Raw genomic sequence first — 17,700 nt, 5'->3', positions numbered from 1 at the left:
ATAACCCTTATTCGTGAAACTCTTCCACTTGGTAGGTAAAGACACCCAGGGGCTTGGTGCGCCACAAATTGCGCGGCGCACCCATCTTCATGCACAAATTGTCCAGGAAACGCGCCGGATCGGGGAGTTTCTCCCACACCTGGGGCAAAAAAGTGGCCCGCCGGAATCCATCTCGGATGACCACTCCATCCACGCCCGGGCGCAACTTACGCAGAAGGTCCTCCGGGGTTTCATACTCCAGTGGTTGCAAAGGGGTCAGGTAAGAGATTTCAATCTTCAATTCAGGTAGTTCTTCGGGGCGCACAGGTGGGAAGCGATAATCTTCTAGGGCAGCGGCCACAGCATGTTCGCGCACATCCTCCGCTAAGGGTTGATAGGCCTCCAGCGCACCAATGCAACCACGCAACTGTCCCCGTCGCGTCAACGTGACAAATGTGGCTCCCGGCTCCCGCAAACGCGGTGGCAATGCTTCCCAATTCAGAGGAGGCAACGGACGGCGATTCACTGCCGCCTCAATGGCTTCACGTGCCAGGCGCAGTAGAATGCGCTTCTCTTCCTCACTCAATCTCTCGTCGGTCATCGCACCAATTTATGATACGTCCGATTATGATACACCAGGGGCTGCCCTGGTTCCCCCGATTGAATGGCCAGCACTTCGGCGATATACAGCACTGAATTCGGCAGAGGATACTCATAAACCACCCGGCAATCCAGCGCCACCAACCCATCTTTAAGCAATGGCACCCCGGTTACCAGATGAAAAGTCTCCAACCCTGCCAACCGATCCACCGCCTCGGTAGAGTGGCCGGCAAATCGCTTGGAGATGGCTTCCTGCCCTTCTCGTAATATTGTAACACCAAACACCCCAGATTGGGCGACCAGCGCCTGGGTGCGTGTATTCCGATTTAACGTCACAGTGACCAGCGGGGGATCCAGCGAAACTGAAGTAAAGGAATTCACCGTCATCCCATGGCACACGCCATTAGCACAACTAGTTACTACACTCACACCCGTGGTCCAATTGCGCATGGCCTGACGAAGCATTTCGGCTGAGACTGGCATCTTTGTTGCAACCTCCGCACCAACCCGTAAAATAGGCCAACCCATGTTGGCAGCCCCGGTTATACCTGTTTGCGGAAACGACGTCAAGATGGATTTCGGTTTGAGGCATTCTACAATCGCTGGGAATGAACTTCCTTCTCCAATCAGGAGATAAAATGCCCCTTTTACGGATATAATCTTTTTAACTCTGGATAAGGCACTTGGCTCTCTATGGATGAGAACGCATTTGACGAGACCCCCGAAACCTCTACGCCTTCCCCGTTGCCCGCTCCGCTTTCAATGATCTGGACCGTGATCAGCGTGGGCCTGATCATGGCCACCCTGCTGACGCTGTTCACACCTACCAGTCTGTTTTCCAATCGCTCACTAGAAGCCATGTTTCGAGCGCTTCAGTCCAATCCGGCACTCACTTACCCAACTCCCACGCCCCGTCCCATGCCACGGGTGGGCATTGTCGCAGGGCATGCCGGTAACGACTCGGGGGCGGTTTGCCCGGACGGCCTCACCGAAGCCCAGGTCAACCTGGAAATTGCCCTGCGAGTGCAACAGCGCCTGCTTGCGCTGGGCTACCAGGTGGATTTACTGAACGAATTTGATGAACGTTTGGCGGGTTATCAGGCACAGGTCCTGGTTTCCATTCATAATGACTCGTGCAATTTTATCAACGACGAGGCTACTGGCTTCAAAGTCGCCGCCGCCTCCTCCAGCCGCTTCCCCGAAAAAGCCGAACGTCTTACCGCCTGCCTGGTAGATCGTTATGCGAAAGCCACCGGACTGCGCTATCACCCCAACACCATTACCCGCGACATGACCGAATACCACACATTTAGCGAGATCAATAGTGAAACCACAGCTGCCATCATTGAAACCGGCTTTCTAAACTTAGACCGCCGTATTCTCACCGAAGAACCGGATCGCGTCGCACAAGGGGTGGCCGACGGCATTGTGTGCTTCTTGCGTAATGAACCTATTGGCCAAAGCGAAAACGCACCATGACCTCAGTCGTACAGGGTCTCCCCCCCAATTGGTTGAGCCACATCCGCCAGGCACTGCAACAAGGGCGTCTTGATGAAGCGCGGCACCTGGCCGAAGCCGCAACTCGGGAGCACCCTGATCAGGAAACCCCATGGTTGGTTTTGGCGGCTCTAGCGGAACCCCGTCAGAGCATCGCCTACCTGGAACGTGCTTTAGCCATCAATCCCCAGAGCCGCGCTGCCCGCCGCGGGATGCACTGGGCTGTGCGCCGTTTGCGCCAGAGCCAGGCCGCTCCCAAAGCACCACACGCGCTTGACCTACAAAGGGCTGAGGCATTAGCCCAGACCCAGCCTGTACCAATCCGCCAGCCTCGCCCCACGACCACGGCCTCATCCATCACAACAACGGCTTCGGCCCGCCGTACTACACAGCTCCACGCCTGGCTTTGGGTGCCGATTTTGCTTTCCCTGATGGCAGGGCTGGCTCTAACGGCCTGGTTCCTGGTACCCGAATGGCAGATTGCCTTTGCCCGTAGTCCCTCATTGGCGCGCCCGGCGAATGCTCTGCTCAAACCCACCCTCACCCCCAGCCCGACACCCTCACCGACTGAGACGCCCACTCCCCTTCCAACCCACACTCCCACCACGCCACCTCGCGCAGATGTCTTTACCTGGCCCGAGGTGGAGGGTGACGAGCGCTGGATTGATGTGGACCTCAGTGAGCAAATGGTTTACGCTTATGAGGGGCAAACGCTGGTGAACCAATTCCTGGTCTCCACCGGCACCTGGCGCTACCCAACAGTGACCGGGCAATATCGGATCTACGTCAAATACCGCTACGCCGATATGCGCGGTCCGGGTTACTACCTCCCCGACGTGCCCTACGTGATGTACTTTTACAAGGGCTATGGTTTGCACGGCACCTACTGGCACAACAATTTTGGCACGCCCATGAGCCACGGCTGCATCAATCTGCGCACCGAGGACGCCGCCTGGTTGTTTAACTGGGCCTCAGTGGGTACACTGGTCAACATTCATGATTAACTGCTATGTTCATGCCCGGCCTCGACTTGCCTCCACTCACACGTCGCGAATTCCTGCGTTGGTGCGCAGGAGGGCTGCTGGCACTGGTGAGTTGGCCCTGGTGGCGCTTGCCAGCCCATCCGGGAAAGGTCTTCGCCCCCCAGGATTTCAACCTTTCCCTTGGCCGCATCATCCCCCCAAAAACCGAGGGGTTTGACCGACCTTCATTCTCCGGCAACATCCGCAAAACCTACTGGCGCGACTTGGTCCTTCCCATCACGGGCGTTACCCTGGGAGATGATACCTCCAGCCACAATCGCATCTGGTACCTGCTTAATGACGAAGCCTACGTGCATTCAGGAGAAGTCCAGCCCGTGGCGTTAATGCCCCAGCCCGTAGAAACGGAGATCCCCCCTCAGGGGCGCCTGTTTGAGGTCAGCGTTCCCTATACCGATGCTCTGTGGAATCCTCGCCTGACCTGGAGTCTGGCCTACCGCCTTTACTACGGCTGCACATTTTGGGTCACCCAGGTACTGCAGGATGACAAAGGGCAATGGTGGTACCGCATTGCCGACGACAAATGGCCCGTATCTTATTTCGTGCGAGCCCCTCACCTGCGCGCCGTATCGCCTGAAGCCGTAGCACCGCTTTCACCTCAGGTCCCAGCAGAGCAAAAACGCATTGAGGTCCGCCTGGCAGATCAGGTGGTAATTGCCTGGGAAGGAGAACGCCCTGTGTTTGCTGCGCGTGCTGCAACCGGGGCGCGCTTCCATGATGGCGATTACCGCACCCCGCCAGGTCGCTACCAGACTCACCGAAAGCGCCCTTCGCGGCATATGGCAGCGGGTGATCGCGCAGCCCCTAATTCCTATGATTTACCCGGCGTGCCCTGGGTCAGTTATCTGATGGACAACGGCATTTCCTTCCACGGCACCTACTGGCACAACGATTTCGGGCGCCCGCGCAGCCACGGTTGCATCAACCTGAGCCCACAAGATGCCCTGTGGATCTACCGCTGGACCCATCCCACTGTGCCGTTAGACTTCCCCTATTTTGTTGCTGATACCGGAACCCTCGTGATCGTTGTAGAATAACAGTAGAGACAAAATCAAGGAGCCCGCATGAATCCGCTTTTCGGTTACTCTCAATACCGCCTCAAACGTCAGATTCTGGCCCTGACAGGAATTGTGCGGATTTACAATCCCCAGGGCGAAATGTTGCTTTATTCCCGCCAGCGCATGTTCCGCCTGAAAAAGGATATCCGCGTCTATCGGGATGAAGAAATGAGCCAGGAAATCTTGCAAATTCGTGCCCGGCAAGTCCTGGATTTCTCAGCCGCCTATGACGTGGTAGATAGCCTCAGCGGTCACAAGGTAGGAGCACTACGTCGCCGCGGATGGCAATCCCTGGCACGTGATGAGTGGCAGATTCTCTCCGCAGATGACACACCGATCGGCCTCATTCAGGAAGACACATTGGGACGCGCTCTGTTGCGCCGCTTTCTGCTGGGAGCATGGCTGCCCCAGCACTACGAGGCCACTCTCGGCACCGTAAAAGTGGCCGACTTTCGTCAGCGTTTTCACCTGTTCCGTTATGAAATGGAAATTGACTTTTCAGCAGACCCCAACCGACAATTGGATCGCCGCCTGGGGCTGGCTGCCGCCATCCTTTTCGCCATCATCAAAGGTAAACAAAGCAGTTAGGTGTGAGGAGATTCGCAATGCGCCAACCTCTGTTTGCTGGTTTAGTCGTAGATGAGAATGAACAACCCGTTGAAGTGGCTTACGTGGGCGATGAACCCTGCTATGTGGTCAATGACCGGGGATTTCGACGCCACATTCCTTCTGAGCAGGTTGATCGCCAGGTCTTAGAAATCATGCGCCAGCAGATTGAAGGGCACGAAGACCTATTGAGTGAACAAACCGCCAAAATGCTGGGGCAGGAAGATCCCTTCTCCCGCGCCATAATTTACACACAACTGCGCAACCTGGATAAACAATTTGAACAACTCTTGCAAACCGGTATACCCGAAGAAGGACGTGCCTACCTGGGTATGATGGGCTTTCGGGTCGTGATTAACCTGCACGGGGAGGTACTCCGCGTAGAGCAACCGGGGGTGGTCAGTGATGAAGACGAAGAGTGAGACTACACCCCCGCGTTCCGACAAAAAATTAACAAAGCACGGGTACAATACAGTAAAAACGACGATGCGTTTGAGTCACTGGGTGATGAGGAGTTAATGATGATGAGCCCGGATTACATTGTCGATGTAAGTGAAGCCGATTTTGAATACGAGGTACTGGCTTACTCGCAGAATATTCCGGTCGTGGTGGACTTCTGGGCCGCGTGGTGCCGGCCTTGCCGCGACCTGGGAGCCCTATTGGTGCGTTTAGCGGGTGAAGCACAAGGACGCTTTCGTCTGGCACGGGTGAATGTAGATGAAAACCCCAACCTTGCTCTGCGATACGGAGTGCGCAGCCTTCCCACAGTAAAGGCTTTTGTCAATGGTCAGGTGGTAGCAGAATTCGTTGGTGCCATCCCTGAAGCCCGCCTGCGCGAGTTTCTGGAACGCCTGCAACCCCCCAGCCCTACTGCGCTGAAACTGGAGAAGGCTGAAAGCCTGCTGACAGATGGCGAATGGGCAGAGGCTGAGACCCTCTTCCGTGAGGTGCTGGGGGAAGAAGGCGAAGATCCGCGCGCGCTGCTGGGATTGGTCAAGTCTCTGCTGGCACAGGGTAAAGGCTATGAGGCCCTGGCCATCCTGGAGGCATTCCCCGCCAGCCGCGAGTTTACTCGGGCAATGCTACTCAAGCCCTACGCCCATGCCCTGGTCGAACTACGCCAGCACCGTGTAGATGAGGAAGAGGACGAATTGGCCGCTGCCTACTGGAATGCCATTCGCCTTGCCAGCCGAGGCAACATCCTGGCTGCGCTGGATGGTCTGTTGGATATCTTGCGCCAGGACAAGCGCTACCGCGACGATCAGGCGCGCCAGGTCGTTTTAAGCCTGTTGGAAATCCTGGGTGAAGAAAACCCGCTCACCCGCCAGTACCGCAATGAACTGGCGCTGATCCTGTTCTGAAAGTCAGAGAGGAGTGTCAAGGGCAACGGGAGGCACCCAGGCCCCCGTTGCCCTTTTTTACTTACTTAGCGCGTCAGGGTCAGAATGCCCCAGGTGGTTGGATCGGTCAGGCGGCGGAACGGCGCGCTGGAGACCATACTTTGCTGGACGTTTTCCCCCGGCTTATCATTATCCGATACAGAAACGGCAAACCCGTACTGCTGTCCTGAAGCCGGCTTGATGCCAAACAGGCTCCACGGTACCGCCACCTCAACGCGATAAAGGCCATCCTGGGCGGCCACGGCTACCTTCACATCATCCCGTGCACCGGCTTTACTGCGCGGGAACCACAGATAGACATCCTTGGCGCCTTCCGGGTCAGGACGACCCAACGAGATGCCCAATTGGTAATCATCCCCGCTGAGCACCTGTGAACCCCAGTCGCCATAAAGATCGGCATCGAAAAGGATCTCCACACTGTCCCCCTTATAAAGATCCGCGCCACTGGCATTCTGCACGTAGACATCATCATAAATCTTATAAGCCACGTAGAGGTAATTGCCATCCCAACCCACACGGAATGAACACCCGAGGTCCTCTCGATTCTTGCGTTCTTTGGCGCCAAAGACCACGTTTTCGCAGGAATATGCACTGCCCGGCCACTCATCCCAAATGCCATCCAGTTTGGGGGGCTGGCTGAAATAGACGGCCTTAAAACTGCCCCCGGTGCGCAAAAGGGGTGTGGCAGTCAGAGTAGGTGTGGGCAGCACTGCTGTGGGTGAGGCCGCCGCGGTCGTCGGGGTGGGCGGAACGGCTGTGGGGGGCGGTAATGTGGGACTGGCGATCACCGGCGGGGGCGTAGTGGCCTGAGGCGTCAGCAGTGCAAACAGGGCGGTCAAAGTTGCATTGGGGGTGGGTACAGCGGTGGGTCCCCCTCCGCCTACGGGCAGATTACACGCCAATGCCACCAACCCAATGATGATAAAACCCACATAGAGGGAACGCTTGCGGTTCATCGGTTTCTCCTCCTCACTCGGAATTCCACTGCATAAGCCCAATCAGGTGGCCTGGGTAATAGACGCTGCACTTGCCATCGAAGTTCCCCCTCACCACGGCAAACCCCTACAAATCACATGTCCCAAGCCGCGCTTCAGGCTCCAAATATATAATATCATAAGATGCCGGTGCCTAACCTGAGGCGGTAAGCAAGGTTACAAACAAATGAGCCATACCATCAATCTAGAAGTCCTGCTGGTCATCTTCACCCTCAAAGATGAGGCTCTACAAGTCTGGCTGCAACCCTGTCATGAAGCGCATGCAGAGGGCCAGTGGGCGCTACCCGCAAAACCGTTCGAGGGCGGGTGCTCGCTGGAGCAAACCGCTTACCAATGCCTGGAAACCTGCTTGGGACTGCGCGAAGCCTATTTAGAGCAACTATACACCTACGGTGAGCCCGACCGACATCCTCATGATTGTCTGATTTCGGTAGCCTACTTTGCTCTGATTGCCATGGACGCAATTGCCCGCCTTGCTCCCACCACCCCAACTGGCGCCTGGTTCCCCCTCACCCGCTTGCCCCCGCTCATCCTGGATCATGCCAGCATCCTGGCCTATGCCCTGCGCCGCTTGCGCTACAAACTGGAATATACCGCCGTGGGATTCGAATTACTGCCCGAATTATTCACTCTCAGCGAGATACAGCACACCTACGAACTCATCCTGGGGGAGCGCCTGGATAAACGGAACTTCCGTCGCCGACTGCTCCAGGCGGGCGTGATTGAACCCACACCACATGTGCGCAGTGGCGAAGGGCGCCCTGCACGCCTCTACCGCTACCGCCCGGATGCAATCGCCGAGATCAAAGCACGCCGCTTATTTCCCTAAATGCCACCCCTACGGAGATATGCAATGAGCCCCTCAATCACCTACGATGATTTCGCCAAAGTGGACATGCGTATCGGGAAAGTTATCCGCGTAGAGGACCACCCCAAAGCCCGTAAACCCGCTTATAAGTTGTGGATAGACTTTGGACCGCTGGGGATCAAGACCTCCAGCGCCCAACTGACCCGGCGCTACCGCAAAGAAGACCTGGAGGGGCGCCTCGTGGTTGCCGTGGTCAACTTCCCCCCACGCCAAATTGCTGATTTCGTCTCCGAGGTGCTCGTCCTGGGTGCCATGGGCCCCGACAACGATGTGGTCTTGCTACAACCCGACCAACCCGTCCCCCTCGGCTGGCCAATCGGTTGAATATGATGACACTTCCCTAAATCTCACGCCTGTGCGCGCTGGGTGACAACTCCCAATAATCGCGCGACCAGAGGCGCCAGTTCGGGCAATTCGGCCTCTTCGATCCGCCCTGCATCTCCCAATTGGGTCAGGGAAGGATCAATTGGCAGACGTACCAGCAGGTCACACCCCGCCGCCACTGCTACCTCGTAGGCATGGCTGGGCCCGAACACCTCATGGTGTTCTCCGCTCTGGGGACAGGGATAATACGCCAGATTCTCAACCACACCCAATACGGGGACGTTCAGGGTCTTCAGTAAATTGACCGCCTTACGCACCACCAGTGCCGCCAATTGCTGAGGAGAAGTGACCAGCACGGCCCCTCTTAGCGGCATTTGACGCACTACCGTTAATAACGGGTCAGAAGTCCCGGGGGGAAGGTCCACCAACAGGGTATCCAGTTTACCCCACAGGACCTGCCCCCAGAATTGCTGAATCAAACCGGTGATGAGCGGCCCTCGCCAGGCAACGGCTGCATCCTCCTCGGGAAGCATCAGGTTGGCAGAGACCACGCGAATCCCGGTGCGGGTGATGGCAGGCAGAATCCCCGCCTCATTGCCGCGCAGCCCACCCGCAGGCAGTCCGAATAACTTAGGAATGCTTGGACCGGTAATATCGGCATCCAACACACCCACTTTCTGCCCCTGGCGGCCGAGAGCAACGGCCAACAGGGCTGTCAGCGACGACTTGCCCACGCCCCCTTTACCACTCACCACTGCAATCACCTGACCGATGCGGTTGAATCCGGCCAGTTTCGGTGCCTGGGCATGAGATCCTCCCAACATCGCCTGCCGCTCTTCGTCACTCATTACCCCCAGCACCACCTCCACCTCGCTAACCCCCGGCAGGCGCAGAAGGGCTGTGCGTGCTTCATCGGCCAGGCGGTGACGCAGTGGGCATGCTGCCGTAGTTAAGGCCAGGGTAAAGCGCACCCGCCCACTGGCTGCCTCCCAGGTTAAATCACGCACCATACCCAAATCCACAATATTGCGATCCAGTTCAGGGTCAATAACCTGGCGTAGAACCTCGCGCAAAATGGTTTCATTCAGCATTCCGGTATCACTCCTGGACAGAGGTAGAAGCCGCACCAAGGGCGCTGGCAGAAGCGGGCTGGCGCAACAAAGTTACCCGCACCACATACCGATTAATGGCCCCAAAGCGATATTTGTACGCCTCGTCCCCGCGCATAAAATCAAATTCTTTCCGTCCGTTCTGATTTGCCCATTGCAAGAGGTAGGAGAGGAGCACCCAACCGGGAGAAAGATCGTTGAAGCGACGATTAAAACCGGTATTATAGACGTAAACGCGACCGTGGTAATCAAAATTGAAATAGGCGGCAGCCTTCTCTTTTCCAATCTCCAAGAAAGCCAGTTGCAAGTAGCCATGAGCCGCCGCGGCCAGCGCAATTCGGCGCAGCGTCTGGCGCATCACAGGAGTTAGAAAAGCCGCCTTGTCCTCATCCTGTGCCATCAGGTCCAGGAAAGCCTCTACTTCCGCTTCCACGTTCTCCCCGGCACAGTACCAGCACACCATCGAAGTATGTCCTTCGGCACGGCGCAGCTTCCGACGAATCTCGTGACGCTGCTTTTTATCCAGGCTGGCCAGGTAAGCCTCCCAGTCTCCTGGCAAGGGAATATAAGGCGAAGGCTGCAGGCGCTCGACTTGCAGGGTCAAATGATGTTGTGGGCTCCACGTATTCAAAACCGAAAGGGTGGGCGAAGTTTCAATGAGGTTGTAAAGATCCAGGGCTTGCCACTCAAAGGGCAATTCCTGCGTCAAGAAAACCCAGAGTCCATCCACAAAGCGCTCTAAATCGGCTGGCCGCACAATGAAATCCAGATAATCTGAGATCTCGACACTGCCTAAAAATAGCAAAGTCGGGCGTCCCTGAGGCTCGGGGACAAAAAACAGAGGGGCCACCCCAATCAAACGCTCCTGCTCGTGGGCGGTTACCAACGCCAGTTGCGCCCGTGGCCATTCGCCCCCTCCCCGCGTCTCCCACCAGGCAGCCAGATATTCATAGCGCAGAAACGGCACATTGGTGATCGCTTCTTCCAGAAGCGTGTTCCAGGCATCTTTAAGATATTCGGGAAATTGTGTGTGCAATATCCACTTCATCGCCAATACCTCAACCTTGCGCATTATACTCCACAAGTCAGAGGCAAAGCACTTTTTGTCATACCTGCCCTACACGACTCTACAACGCCAGACATTTCAATATTTCTTAATTGTACTTTTGATTTATTAAACAACCACTTGACAAAATTAAAAGTTTTATTACAATATAGTTACAAGATAGACTGATCATCCTGGCCACCATGGCTCGGATGTGCGTCCGCAGGAGCGCATTATGAACCCCACTTTGGAACGCTGCCCGGTCTGTCGCAGCGAGTTGGTCGTCACCCGCTTACATTGTCCCAATTGTCAAACCACCATTGAGGGAAGCTTTTACCCCACCAGCAATCCCTTTGCTGCATTAACCCCAGAGCAGATTCAATTTCTGCTTACGTTCATCCGCTGTGAGGGACGCTTCACGCGCATGGAGGAAGAGCTCAACCTTTCTTATCCCACTCTGCGCAATCGCCTCAACGAAGTCATTCGAGCCCTGGGCTTTGAGCCCGGGCGCGAGGAGCCCCCACCCCGCCCCGGAAGCGAAGAGCGCCTGCGCATCCTGGATGAACTGGCCCAGGGGCTCATCACACCCGAGGAGGCGCGCCGCCGCCTGTTGGGCAAACGTGAAGAAACAACTTAGGAGCAGATTTGTATGATCTCGCGGGAAGAACGGCTAAAAGTTTTAGAAATGCTGCAAGAGGGCAAGATAACGGCTGAGGAAGCGGCCCGTTTATTGGAAGCGCTGGAGGCTGCTCCCGGCCCTAAGACACCGCCCCCACCACCGCCACCCACCTCCCCGCCAGGCGGGAGCGGACGTTGGTTGCGCGTGCGCATCACCGATACCGATACCGGAAAAGTGCGCGCCAACATCCGCCTGCCCCTGAACCTGGTCTCTGCCGGCATCAAAATGGGCATGCGCTTCACCCCAGAGGTCGAGGGGTTAGACGTAAACCGCCTGATGGACTTCATTCGCTCCGGTGAGACCGGCACCCTGGTGGATGTTTTTGACGAAGAAGACGGCGAACACGTCGAAGTATTTATCGAGTAGCGCCTGATCTTCCTTATCCGCTTCTCCGACAAACGCCCGGCTCATTGTGAGCCTGGGAGAGGATTTTTTTGCCTTTTCGAGGTCTCCTATGAATCCCACTCCCCCACCGCTTACCCCTGCAGAAGATCCCCGCTGGTTGCGTCGCTTTGCTCCCATCTGGATCGGACAGGTTTTCTCCCTTTTTGGCAGTGGACTGGTCCACTTTTCCCTCATCTGGTGGCTGACTCAAACAACGGGCTCGGCAGTGGTGTTGGCAACCGCCTCCCTGGTTGGGTTTCTGCCTCAGGTCGTCCTGGGTCCATTTGCAGGTGCGCTGGTAGATCGCTGGAATCGCCGCCGGGTGATGATGCTGTCCGACAGCGGGATCGCGCTGGCTACGCTGGGGCTGGTGCTTCTTTTCGCGCTAGGCCTGGCACAGCCCTGGCACGTTTATCTCATCCTCTTCCTGCGCAGTCTGGGAGGCGCGTTCCACTGGCCCGCTCTGCAGGCTTCCACTACCTTGCTGGTGCCCGAACGCCACCTTGCACGTGTGGCAGGCGCCAACCAAGCCCTCAATGGCTTGATCAACATCGCAGCACCACCAGTTGGGGCACTCCTTTTAGACGTGCTTCCGCTCCAAAGCGTCCTTGCCATTGATATTGTCACCGCCCTCATTGCAGTGGGCCTGCTTGGACTGGTTCAAATTCCTCAGCCCAAGCGCACCGATACGCAGACAACACTAACCCCCCGGGTAGTTTTCCAAGATGTGCATGAGGGGCTACGTTATCTGGTGGGCTGGCCGGGTATGCTGGCCATCCTGCTCATGGCCACGCTGATTAACTTCTTGCTTAACCCTGCCTTTGCCCTCTTACCCCTGCTGGTGACCCGCCACTTCCACGGAGGGGCCCTCCATCTGGGATGGCTAGAGTCAGGTTACGGGATCGGTGTAGTCCTGGGAGGGGTGATTTTAAGCATCTGGGGCGGTTTCCGACGCAAATTGTGGACTTCCATGAGTGGCCTATTCCTCCTGGGAACCAGCGCTATCGGTATGGGGCTATTACCCTCCTCGGCTTACCCTCTCGCCCTGGGACTGATGTTTGGGTTGGGTGTGGCAAATCCAATAACGAATGGGCCTCTCTTCGCTCTGGTGCAATCGCGGGTAGCCCCGGAGATACAAGGACGCGTCTTCACCGTGATCCATAGCCTGGCCGCCGCCATGACCCCGGTGGGAATGCTTATTGCCGGGCCAGTCGCCGAGTGGTTGGGATTACAGACCTGGTACATTATTGGCGGCGCGGGATGTGTCCTGATGAGTATCATTGCCCTGAGCTGGCCGCTCACCGCCAACCTGGAAACACAGTCCACTCCCCACATGGTCTCAGCCGACTCCTCGGCTTGAGCCCCTACACACCAATTACCGCATCCCTGTATCTCCATTCCTCACCCCGGATGACCCCGCATTCATCCGGGGTGAGGCCGGAATCATACTGGTACATACTTTTTCGTTCTTGTACAATTCCAATAGTCAATTTTGACTAATCCAATAAAAGTGAGAGGATCTTGCATGCCCCTGCCTGAAGATGAAGCCCATGAATTGCTCTTACTCGGGATCCTGCGCCATGGGCCAATGCATGGTTATGCGCTGAACACCTGGATCGCCCACAATTGGGAAGCCTGCACCGCGTTGAAGAAGCCCACTGCATACTATTTACTAAACAAAATGACACATCGGGGCTGGGTTACTTGGGATGAAGATCAAAGAAGCCGCGGCCCCCAGCGACGCATTTACCACCTGACGCCGGAAGGCGAGATAGCCTTTTGGCATCTGTTGCGAAAAAACCTGAGCACCCACCAGCCCGTTTACTTTGCTGGTGATGTGGGCTTAAGTTTTCTAGATGTTCTCTCACCGGATGAGGCGCGCTCTCTGCTCCAAAGTCGCCTGGAACAGGTAAGGGCCAGGCAACGGGCGTTGCAAAATGCCCCTGTGCATCCAGGCACAGCGGCATTGGCCTTGGAGCATCAACGCTACCATCTGGCTGCTGAGGCACAATGGTTAGAACATCTACTGGAACGCCTATCCACCCAATTTTGTCTCACGGAGGAATCCCATGGCTAGTTTCAATCTGGTTCTACTCACCCTGCACAACCTGACCCGCTGGGTCGTGTTGCTTTTGGGAGGGGTGGCGTTAATACGCGCTGCCCGCGGCTGGGTGAAGCAAACCGATTTCACCCCCGCCGATGCCCGCATCGGGGCGCTCTTTACAATTGCATTTGATGTGCAGATTCTGCTTGGGCTGATCTTATACCTGACCCGCGGCTGGGGCGGGGTACTACTCGGTGATTTTGGTGCCGCCATGCGCGAACCCGCCCTCCGCTTCTTTGCCTTAGAGCACATTTTTCTTATGTTGGTTGCACTCGGCATTGCCCACATGGGACGCACTCTGAGTCGAAAAGCGCCCACGTCGCTCCAGAAACACCGCCGTGCTGCATTGGGATTTGGGTTGGCACTACTCCTCACCCTGGCAGCCATCCCATGGCCCTTCTTTGCCCATGGGCGCCCGTGGTTGCGTCTCTTCGGTTTGCAGTTTTAACCCTCAGGCAGGCGTGATCAGGGTGTACCCCCCATCCACCGTGATCACCTGACCGCGGATCATCGCCGCCTCTGGCGAACAAAGAAAACCCACCACTCCGGCCACATCCTCGGGTGTCACCAGACGCCCGGCAGGGGTATTGGCAATGGCGCGCTCGATCACACGCGGGTCGCTGAGCGCCGAAAAATGCTTAAGTGCATCTGTCAGCACAATTCCGGGAGCCACGGCATTGACAATAATATTTTTGGGTGCCAGTTCCACAGCCAGGTAGCGTGTGAGGGCTTCCAAAGCAGCCTTGCTCGCGCCTACGGCAACGTAATCCGGCAAAACGCGCTGAGACCCCGGGCTGGTGATGGCCACCATATGACCGCCTCCGCGCTTTTCCATCAGGGGCACCGCCTGCTGCGCCGCAAAAAGAAAGGCACGGGCGTTGACATTCATTGTGTAGTCCCAACCGCTTACCTTCTGCTGCAAGGCAGGCCGATTGAAGCCGGTAGCAGCATTACTTATAAAAATATCCAGACCACCAAAGGTCTCGGCAATGCGGGTAAAAAGTTTTTCAATCTCTTCCAGGTATCCCACATTAGCCCGGACGAGCAGTGCTCGCCGTCCCAGAGCCTCCACCTGGGCCGCTACCTCTTCAGCCGGACCCTGGTTGCGTACATAGTTGATCACCACATCCGCGCCCCGGGCAGCGAAATAAAGGGCAATAGCCCGCCCAATTCCCCGTCCAGCCCCGGTCACCAGAACCACTTTATCTTCAAACGGCGTTTGTACCACCATCGCTAGCCACCTCATCAAGAACGAGAATGATAGGGGATGGGCTTTAACCACGCCCGGTTGAACTCATGCAAGCGAGTTTCGCCCAGGGCACGCACCAGTTGCTCGACCCGCCGGGCATCTTCCCGTAATTGGGGCACGTCAATGCCCAGGCAGGGACCACTAAAAGGCTCCAGGTTTTCCTGGGCGCGGGCCAGCATTTTGAGCGCTCCAGGAAAATTCCCATTCAAGATGTGGTAATAAGCCACTCCCACCTGCAAAATTCCCTGGTAAAGGGCGCGCTGTGGGCCTGGCGTTTCGCGCCAGGCTGTCTCTAAAGCCTCATGAGCCTCAAAGTACTGCCCCGCATCAAAGTAGTCTAGCCCCAACCGGGCTTGAGGGTGCATGTCCCCCCGACATGGGTCGGGTTCAGAGGGTAGGGAGAAGGAAGAAAAGTCAAAGCACATGACCAAATCCCAGAATTGAGATCGAGGCGATTATAGCACAGCCTCTCAGGCAGTATGCAGGCTATTCCAAACCTGGATTTCAGGAACTTTAACAACCTAACAACCGCTCTTTTAACCAATCTTAACCGAGATTTGACCAGGTATATCTAAAATCCAGCCGCACAATCTGGTATAAAATGAATGTATTCCCCATACCCAAACCCCCAAAAAGGAGGAAAAGAATATGAAAGCCCCCATGCTGTCTCGTCTCTTCCGCTGGGTGAGCCTGCTTGTCTTGGTGGCCTTCCTGGCCGCCTGCGCGGGTACGCCGACCGCCGCTCCAACCCAACCCCCAACCACCGGTGGTGAGAGCGGTCCCCTGGCCGACTTGGTCGCTGCAGCGAAAAAGGAAGGCATGCTCACCACCATTGCCCTGCCGCACGATTGGTGCAACTACGGCGAAGCCATCGAAACCTTCAAGAGCAAGTACGGCATTCAAGTAAACGAACTGAACCCCGATGCCAGTTCGGCCGAGGAAATTGAAGCCATTAAGGCCAATAAAGAGAGCAAAGGCCCTCAAGCCCCAGATGTCATTGATGTCGGTTATGCCTTCGGCCCCCAGTTAGTGGACGAACAACTGGCCATGCCCTACAAGGTCTCAACCTGGGACACCATCCCCGAGAATCTCAAGCACCCCGATGGTTACTGGTACGGCGATTACTACGGCGTGATGGCTTTCGAGGTCAACAAAGATGTGGTCAAGAATGTCCCCCAGGATTGGGCAGACCTGTTGAAGCCAGAGTACAAGAATCAGGTGGCGCTGGCAGGGGATCCGCGTCTCTCGGCTCAGGCGCAGATGAGCGTTTATGCCGCCGCCCTGGCCAATGGGGGTTCACTGGATAACGTTCAGCCCGGTTTGGAATATTTCAAGAAGTTAAACGAGGTGGGCAACTTTGTCCCGGTGATTGCCAAACAGTCCACCATCGCCAAAGGCGAGACCCCGGTGGTCTTCCGCTGGGATTACAACGCCTTGGCCGATAAGAAAGCTCTGGAAGGCAACCCCGAAATTGAGGTCGTCATTCCTCAGAGCGGTGTCATTGCAGGGGTTTACATCCAGGCCATCAGCGCTTACGCCCCGCATCCGAATGCCGCGAAATTGTGGATGGAGTTCCTCTACTCAGATGAGGGTCAATTGATCTGGCTCAAAGGCGGCTGCCACCCCATCCGCTTTGACGACATGCTCAAGCGCAATGTCATCCCGGCGGACCTTCTAGCGGAGCTCCCACCTGCCGAGTTATATGCCAAAGCCGTATTCCCCACCATCGAGCAACTGAATGCGGCAAAGACCTACATTGCTGAAAATTGGGACAAGGTCGTTGGAGCCGAAGTGAAGTAAAATTAAACCACCATGAGTGGTCTCTCGCCTTCATCCCCTGCCGTCCCAACGTCTTCCGGAGGGAGGGCTGCCACTGTGCAGCCCTCCCCAGAATTCTCTCCACCCCGCCCCCGCCCCGGCAGCGGGCTAATGGTGTGGATAGGGGTAGCCCCTTTCTTCATCTTCGCCGCCCTGTTCATGCTACTGCCCTCTTTCTCGCTCCTGGTAGGCTCTTTCCGCGACACCCAGGGACACTTCACCCTGGATAACATCCGCAGTCTGTTCACCCCCTCCATTTTGAGCGCCTACTCGATCAGCATTCGCATTAGCCTGACTACCGCGCTGGGGGGCGGGCTATTTGGTTTTCTCCTGGCCTATGCGGTTACTCTGGGCGGGCTACCCCGTTGGGCACGTGATGCCCTGCTCACCTTTTCCGGGGTGGCTTCAAACTTCGCCGGCGTGCCCCTGGCTTTTGCGTTTGTGGCTACGCTGGGCCGCCTGGGAATGGTCACCGTACTGCTCAAAACGCTGGGAGTGGATATCTATGAGATTGGTTTCAATCTGTACTCCTTCTGGGGCCTAAGCCTTACCTACATGTACTTTCAATTTCCGCTTATGGTGCTCATCATTGCCCCTGCCCTGGAAGGGCTAAAACGCGAATGGCGCGAAGCGGCAGAGAACCTGGGAGCCAGCACCTGGGATTACTGGCGTATGGTCGCCCTGCCCATCCTCACCCCCTCCATCCTTGGAGCTATCATTCTGCTCTTCGGTAATGCATTTGGTGCTTATGCCACAGCCCTCTCATTGACTGGCGGTCTAATTAACTTGATCACCATCCTCATTGGTGCGCAAATCATGGGAGATGTGCTCTACAACCCTGGGCTGGGCTATGCGTTGTCCTTCGGAATGATTGTGATCATGGCGATCAACATGGCCATTTATTACGTCTTACGTCGGCGAAGCGAGCGCTGGCTGCGCCGCTGA

22 protein-coding genes are annotated in these 17,700 nt (G+C 56.4%); 15 read left to right on the top strand and 7 right to left on the bottom strand.

Going from position 1 to position 17,700, the window contains the following annotated elements:
- Positions 1-7: 7 nt before the first annotated feature.
- Both amrA and SE15_RS01640 read right to left on the bottom strand, forming a co-directional pair.
- Complete coding sequence (amrA, locus tag SE15_RS01645) at positions 8-580, bottom strand: AmmeMemoRadiSam system protein A (protein WP_054520362.1); 573 nt, start codon at positions 578-580, stop codon at positions 8-10.
- Positions 577-1,062: a flavin reductase family protein gene (locus tag SE15_RS01640; protein WP_054520361.1), complete on the bottom strand. Its 486-nt coding sequence runs from the start codon at positions 1,060-1,062 to the stop codon at positions 577-579. Before SE15_RS01640 ends, amrA begins: the two co-directional genes overlap by 4 nt.
- Before the next feature lie 210 nt (positions 1,063-1,272).
- Between SE15_RS01640 and SE15_RS01635 the strand changes: the two genes are divergently transcribed.
- The 6 genes from SE15_RS01635 to SE15_RS01610 all read left to right on the top strand — a co-directional run bounded on the left by SE15_RS01635 (position 1,273) and on the right by SE15_RS01610 (position 6,141).
- Positions 1,273-2,058: an N-acetylmuramoyl-L-alanine amidase family protein gene (locus SE15_RS01635; RefSeq protein WP_054520360.1), complete on the top strand. Its 786-nt coding sequence runs from the start codon at positions 1,273-1,275 to the stop codon at positions 2,056-2,058.
- Positions 2,055-3,080: a L,D-transpeptidase gene (locus SE15_RS01630; protein ID WP_054520359.1), complete on the top strand. Its 1,026-nt coding sequence runs from the start codon at positions 2,055-2,057 to the stop codon at positions 3,078-3,080. Before SE15_RS01635 ends, SE15_RS01630 begins: the two co-directional genes overlap by 4 nt.
- Positions 3,081-3,085: 5 nt before the next feature.
- On the top strand, positions 3,086-4,153 hold the full coding sequence (locus SE15_RS01625; RefSeq protein ID WP_054520358.1) for a L,D-transpeptidase: 1,068 nt from the start codon (positions 3,086-3,088) through the stop codon (positions 4,151-4,153).
- Between the two features lie 27 nt (positions 4,154-4,180).
- On the top strand, positions 4,181-4,762 hold the full coding sequence (locus SE15_RS01620; RefSeq protein ID WP_054520357.1) for an LURP-one-related/scramblase family protein: 582 nt from the start codon (positions 4,181-4,183) through the stop codon (positions 4,760-4,762).
- A 17-nt stretch (positions 4,763-4,779) separates the two neighbouring features.
- Positions 4,780-5,202: a hypothetical protein gene (locus SE15_RS01615; protein ID WP_054520356.1), complete on the top strand. Its 423-nt coding sequence runs from the start codon at positions 4,780-4,782 to the stop codon at positions 5,200-5,202.
- Between the two features lie 96 nt (positions 5,203-5,298).
- On the top strand, positions 5,299-6,141 hold the full coding sequence (locus tag SE15_RS01610; protein WP_054520355.1) for a tetratricopeptide repeat protein: 843 nt from the start codon (positions 5,299-5,301) through the stop codon (positions 6,139-6,141).
- 65 nt (positions 6,142-6,206) lie between these two features.
- On the opposite strand, the gene SE15_RS01605 is transcribed toward SE15_RS01610, so the two are convergent.
- A complete protein-coding gene (locus SE15_RS01605) occupies positions 6,207-7,136 on the bottom strand; it encodes a sugar-binding protein (RefSeq protein WP_054520354.1) in 930 nt (309 codons plus the stop codon).
- Between the two features lie 205 nt (positions 7,137-7,341).
- On the opposite strand from SE15_RS01605, the gene SE15_RS01600 reads away from it, so the two are divergent.
- Together SE15_RS01600 and SE15_RS01595 are read left to right on the top strand one after the other, a co-directional pair.
- Positions 7,342-8,004 carry an NUDIX hydrolase gene (locus SE15_RS01600; RefSeq protein ID WP_054520353.1) on the top strand — a complete coding sequence of 221 codons (663 nt, stop codon included), beginning with the start codon at positions 7,342-7,344 and terminating at the stop codon, positions 8,002-8,004.
- A 24-nt stretch (positions 8,005-8,028) separates the two neighbouring features.
- Positions 8,029-8,367 carry a tRNA-binding protein gene (locus SE15_RS01595; protein ID WP_054520352.1) on the top strand — a complete coding sequence of 113 codons (339 nt, stop codon included), beginning with the start codon at positions 8,029-8,031 and terminating at the stop codon, positions 8,365-8,367.
- 23 nt (positions 8,368-8,390) lie between these two features.
- Here the strand turns inward: SE15_RS01595 and SE15_RS01590 are convergent, their stop codons facing one another.
- Together SE15_RS01590 and SE15_RS01585 are read right to left on the bottom strand one after the other, a co-directional pair.
- Positions 8,391-9,458, bottom strand: coding sequence for an Mrp/NBP35 family ATP-binding protein (locus SE15_RS01590; protein ID WP_054520351.1), 1,068 nt, complete (start codon positions 9,456-9,458; stop codon positions 8,391-8,393).
- 7 nt (positions 9,459-9,465) lie between these two features.
- Positions 9,466-10,524, bottom strand: a complete 1,059-nt coding sequence (locus tag SE15_RS01585; RefSeq protein WP_160316640.1) for a GNAT family N-acetyltransferase — start codon at positions 10,522-10,524, stop codon at positions 9,466-9,468.
- A 232-nt stretch (positions 10,525-10,756) separates the two neighbouring features.
- Here SE15_RS01585 and SE15_RS01580 point away from each other — a divergent pair, with 232 nt between their 5' ends.
- From SE15_RS01580 to SE15_RS01560, 5 genes are all read left to right on the top strand, one after another.
- Positions 10,757-11,158 carry a DUF2089 domain-containing protein gene (locus SE15_RS01580; RefSeq protein ID WP_054520349.1) on the top strand — a complete coding sequence of 134 codons (402 nt, stop codon included), beginning with the start codon at positions 10,757-10,759 and terminating at the stop codon, positions 11,156-11,158.
- Positions 11,159-11,170: 12 nt separating this feature from the next.
- Positions 11,171-11,566, top strand: coding sequence for an SHOCT-like domain-containing protein (locus SE15_RS01575; RefSeq protein ID WP_054520348.1), 396 nt, complete (start codon positions 11,171-11,173; stop codon positions 11,564-11,566).
- An 88-nt stretch (positions 11,567-11,654) separates the two neighbouring features.
- Positions 11,655-12,944: an MFS transporter gene (locus tag SE15_RS01570; RefSeq protein WP_054520347.1), complete on the top strand. Its 1,290-nt coding sequence runs from the start codon at positions 11,655-11,657 to the stop codon at positions 12,942-12,944.
- A gap of 165 nt (positions 12,945-13,109) precedes the next feature.
- Positions 13,110-13,661 carry a helix-turn-helix transcriptional regulator gene (locus SE15_RS01565; protein ID WP_054520346.1) on the top strand — a complete coding sequence of 184 codons (552 nt, stop codon included), beginning with the start codon at positions 13,110-13,112 and terminating at the stop codon, positions 13,659-13,661.
- Positions 13,654-14,136 carry a hypothetical protein gene (locus SE15_RS01560; protein ID WP_054520345.1) on the top strand — a complete coding sequence of 161 codons (483 nt, stop codon included), beginning with the start codon at positions 13,654-13,656 and terminating at the stop codon, positions 14,134-14,136. Before SE15_RS01565 ends, SE15_RS01560 begins: the two co-directional genes overlap by 8 nt.
- Positions 14,137-14,139: 3 nt before the next feature.
- Here SE15_RS01560 and fabL read toward each other — a convergent pair whose 3' ends face one another.
- Both fabL and SE15_RS01550 read right to left on the bottom strand, forming a co-directional pair.
- On the bottom strand, positions 14,140-14,919 hold the full coding sequence (gene fabL, locus SE15_RS01555; protein ID WP_054520344.1) for an enoyl-[acyl-carrier-protein] reductase FabL: 780 nt from the start codon (positions 14,917-14,919) through the stop codon (positions 14,140-14,142).
- A gap of 14 nt (positions 14,920-14,933) precedes the next feature.
- On the bottom strand, positions 14,934-15,302 hold the full coding sequence (locus tag SE15_RS01550) for a DUF309 domain-containing protein (protein WP_054520343.1): 369 nt from the start codon (positions 15,300-15,302) through the stop codon (positions 14,934-14,936).
- A 295-nt stretch (positions 15,303-15,597) separates the two neighbouring features.
- Here SE15_RS01550 and SE15_RS01545 point away from each other — a divergent pair, with 295 nt between their 5' ends.
- The gene (locus SE15_RS01545) at positions 15,598-16,737 is read left to right on the top strand and encodes an ABC transporter substrate-binding protein (protein ID WP_083461765.1); all 1,140 of its coding nucleotides are present in this window, start codon (positions 15,598-15,600) and stop codon (positions 16,735-16,737) included.
- Positions 16,738-16,866: 129 nt separating this feature from the next.
- The gene (locus SE15_RS01540; RefSeq protein WP_054521305.1) at positions 16,867-17,700 is read left to right on the top strand and encodes an ABC transporter permease; all 834 of its coding nucleotides are present in this window, start codon (positions 16,867-16,869) and stop codon (positions 17,698-17,700) included.

This window comes from Thermanaerothrix daxensis (assembly GCF_001306145.1).
Classification (GTDB): domain Bacteria; phylum Chloroflexota; class Anaerolineae; order Anaerolineales; family Anaerolineaceae; genus Thermanaerothrix; species Thermanaerothrix daxensis.
Note: the sequence above shows the minus strand (reverse complement) of the source record. Positions and strands in the feature narration are given on the sequence as shown.